The organism is Acetobacter sp. DsW_063, from assembly GCF_002153745.1.
Lineage (GTDB): Bacteria > Pseudomonadota > Alphaproteobacteria > Acetobacterales > Acetobacteraceae > Acetobacter.
Window position 1 is genome coordinate 1 of record NZ_JOPL01000130.1, and the last position, 3,795, is coordinate 3,795.

Here is a 3,795-nt window from a genome sequence, read left to right on the forward strand (position 1 = left end):
TCACAACCTCTCGCTCACTTCAATAAATTAATAGGTCCTGAGCCTAGGGGCGTCGCTCCGCCTTACGGCTCCGCAACACCCCCAGTGTCTGCATTCTCATGACATGGCGCACTTCGGCTTGAACCCGCACCGACCCGGGGACCGATGTGGTCAATCCGTGAACTACTCCAGATCGGGCTCTAAGATCTATTAGTGGTTGTCGACCAATCTGGACTCTGCTCATTTTAATTGCCGGTGGCACGGTCCACACTACGGCCGACTTTTTCAGCTGGCCCCTGCGGCGGGTCCAGTGTGTCCTGCACCTTCTCTCCAAATGTTTTTTTGTGGGGCGTGCAGGCCGTCATACCGACGCATGTCAGGCTCAAAACGAGTAGTACGGTTAGAGAGCGGCGCATCATTGATCCTTTAATTTTAACGAGGTGTGCGACCGTTCACGACATCCGCCCCTTGGGAGCACCGCGAGGTTCGGATGGGTCGCATCATTCTCTGCCGCTCGAAGAAGCGTTTCATGGGCTGGAAAGTTGCTCTCCTGATAAAACTTTAGAAAAATGCGCTTTGGGATTTAGAGAAAAAGTCCACGATGCGTGCCATTGTCCGGTCGGTGGTCGTAAGATGAGATCACGAATAGCTTGGCGTATTGCTGGCAGGCTGGGAAGTGGAGGTGGCTCGGCGCCTCTCTTTTCGCCCGAACGCCCTGAGACGCCGGAGTTCGAAAAAAGCGTAGCGGTGCTTTTACGTTAAGTGAGGCGAGATAATTTTGCAGCATGAGCCGGCGGATCTGTGAGCTACACGCGACATCGCTTCCTGCGTGAGCTCATCAGGCACGTCGTATGGCTGGATTTCCGGTTTCCGCCGAGCTTTCGGCTGATCGAGGCGATGGTGCTCGAACGCGAGATTGTAATTGGCGGCCGGCCTCACTCGCGATCGCGCGCCGGAGATCAGGACGGTTACGTGCTTGAGGAAATCCTTCAGACACGGCGCAACACGAAGACGGCAAGACGCCTGCTGACCCTGTCGTTGAGGAAACAGTAAGGTCGTTCTAAAAGGATGATCACTGACAAGCTGAAGTCATAAGTGGCGGCTGGGGGCCAGATCATGCTGGGCGTGAAACACCGCTCCCTCAAGGGTCTGAACAAGTAGGCGGAGAATTCGCATTTGCCGCGACGAAAGCGTGAGCGCGTCATGCAAAAAAACCGCTCACCCGGAAGATGCGAGCGCTTCGTCTACTCCTCTCTTCGCCACCTCTTTGCTCCGGGCCCTCGCCCAAGGCAACGCCGCAACCGCGATACCGACCTGAAAGCCTGTCCAGCAGAAGCCCTTCAAACCTGCCTCATTAACGTGACAGCACCAGAACAGCTGGGTTAACGTGACATCATCACGTGACACCACGCTTAGAACAAATTGCTCACTGCAGTAGCAAAGCTTGGCGCGAGGGGAAGAAGTGGCGTCAAGGTTGATTGCCATGCGTGATACAAGTCTGCCTTGCCGGCGTAGACCCGATCAGAAGGATGATTGTTGCCATCGAGTTCCTGAATCCAGCCGCCATGGCGCCGATCCACTATATGAAGATCGATGTAATTCCAGATTCGGCGGTACCACGTTTCATATGCCCGGTATCCGGTTCGTTTCAACAAGGCTGCTGCTGCCGTAAGGGATTCAGCCTGACACCAGTGAGGTCTGTTTTCTACAACCGGTATACAATCGTTATCGACGGTATAAAGCAACCCTTCTTTTCCGTTGCGCGCCCAGCCGACCTGCATCCCTTTTTCAAACAGAGCGATGCTGTCGGCCAAAAGCCACTCCGGAGCAGTCCCGGCCTCGCGCAATAAAGCCGCTTCAAGTTTCAGAAGCAGATGAGACCATTCGAGAAAATGGCCCGGCGTCAATCCGAAAGGGCGCAAATCGTCCGTGGGCTTGTCATAATGATAATCGGGAAGATAGTTCCATCCACGATCAAAGTGTTCCTGCACTAGATAATCGGCGTCGCAAGCGATTTCATGTATAAAACGGGTAACGACGCGAAGTGCGCGATGCCGCCAAACGGGATTGCCAGTCACGTCGGCTACTGCCATGCAGGCTTCAACAGAGTGCATGTTGGAGTTGGCGCCGCGGTAATTCTCTTCGTCGCTCCAGTCGGCGTAGAAACTCTCCTTGAACACGCCTTCCTCCTCGCTCCAGAAATGCGTTTCCCAGACCGATATGGACTTTTTCAGCAGGATCTCAGCCCGCGGCAGCCTCGCTCGCGTGGCGGACGAAGCCGCGAGAGCCACGAACGCGTGCAGATAATTTTGCTTCCGGCGCTGTTCAGCCGATGGAACCCCATGAATGAGGCCACCAAACCAGCCACCGTATTCGGAATCTTTTAGGCTCCCCAAAAGACATTCGACACCGTGTTCAGCCAATGGTGTACAGCCCGGCAAGCCGCGCATGCCCGCGATCGCGTATGCATGCGTCATGCGGGCTGTCAGGGTTGTATCCGGTTGGGCGCCAGGGTGCAGATGTCCATGATCGTCGAGTGCCCCGAATCCCTCTTTCAAGCGTGAAGCTTTGGAGAAATCGAGAAGTCGCGCTCCTTGGTGTTCCAGCCAGTATCGATGCGGCGTCGCGCGAAGCCAACTGGCCTCTGGCACCATGAGGGACGGGAGCATCTCAGCCATTGATGACTTTGCCTCCGTTGACGTGAAGGGTCTGCCCCGTCACGAAGCTGGAGTCCTCGGAGGCGAGATACACATAGGATGCGCCCAATTCCCAAGGCTCTCCGCAGCGCGCCATCGGCGTATCTTTTCCCAGATCAGCCACAGCCTGCGGGTCAACTACTCCCCAGCTGGAGGGCTGCAACGGCGTCCAGACAGGGCCGGGCGCCACGGCGTTCACCCGGATCCCTTTATCAGCAAGCTGGAGGGCGAGAGAGCGGGTAAAGCCCATCTCTGCTGCTTTAGTAGTGCTGTAGGCGACCAGCGAATCATTGCCGGAAAAGGCGTTGATGGACGACGTGCAAATGATGGCGCTACCGTTTTTCAGGTGAGGCAACGCCGCACGCGTGATGTAGAAATACCCGTTTACATTGACGTCCATGTGATGTTGCCACACTTCGTCCGTAATATCCGTCAAATCGAGACTGACATACTGCACGCCGGCATTGTTCACGACGACATCGAGGCCGCCGAACGCCTCAACGGTCTTGCTCACGGCGTCATTGCAAAACGCGCTGTGTCTGACATCCCCGGCCAGCGCAAGACCTTTGCGCCCTTCGGCTTCTATAAGACGAACGGTTTCCTTCGCGTCCTCGTGCTCTTCAAGATACACGATGGCAACATCGGCGCCTTCTCGGGCAAAATGCAGTGCGGCGGCGCGTCCGATGCCGCTATCACCGCCAGTGATCAGGGCTCTTTTGCCGGCAAGCTTCCCACTTCCACGGTATTCGGGGCGAATATGCACCGCGAGCGGCTTCATGACTTTTTCTACACCAGGCTGATGCGCCTGACTCTGCGGTGGGATAGCAAGTGACATGAGATCTCTCCCTTTCATTGGCTTTTCCATAATTCAGCGCCTCAGTCGCTGCGTGGTTGCATTGTTCAGCTACCGGCGTGTGTCACCTGGTGCCAAAGGCGTCTGCGCTTAGCTCAGTGCTGTCACGTCATGAGAGGTGTGATAGTTTCGTGGCGTAAGCGTCGGGTTCGCTTGCTCTGCACTTCACGGCTCTGCGCATGCGGGGTCACTGTACTTTCGATTTCCGTTGAGCTCTCGCCGGTGCTGTCACATTAACTTTGTGGCTGTAGACTGCCCTGCATGAGA

3 protein-coding genes are annotated in these 3,795 nt (G+C 56.0%); 1 reads left to right on the forward strand and 2 read right to left on the reverse strand.

Going from position 1 to position 3,795, the window contains the following annotated elements; translation table 11 throughout:
• Positions 1-780 precede the first annotated feature (780 nt).
• Positions 781-1,032 carry a hypothetical protein gene (locus HK28_RS14185; protein ID WP_086644988.1) on the forward strand — a complete coding sequence of 84 codons (252 nt, stop codon included), beginning with the start codon at positions 781-783 and terminating at the stop codon, positions 1,030-1,032.
• 359 nt (positions 1,033-1,391) lie between these two features.
• Here HK28_RS14185 and HK28_RS13140 read toward each other — a convergent pair whose 3' ends face one another.
• Positions 1,392-2,657: an AGE family epimerase/isomerase gene (locus HK28_RS13140; RefSeq protein ID WP_086644989.1), complete on the reverse strand. Its 1,266-nt coding sequence runs from the start codon at positions 2,655-2,657 to the stop codon at positions 1,392-1,394.
• Positions 2,650-3,510 (reverse strand): glucose 1-dehydrogenase, encoded by an 861-nt coding sequence (locus tag HK28_RS13145; protein WP_086644990.1) that lies wholly within the window; start codon positions 3,508-3,510, stop codon positions 2,650-2,652. Before HK28_RS13145 ends, HK28_RS13140 begins: the two co-directional genes overlap by 8 nt.
• Positions 3,511-3,795: the final 285 nt, after the last annotated feature.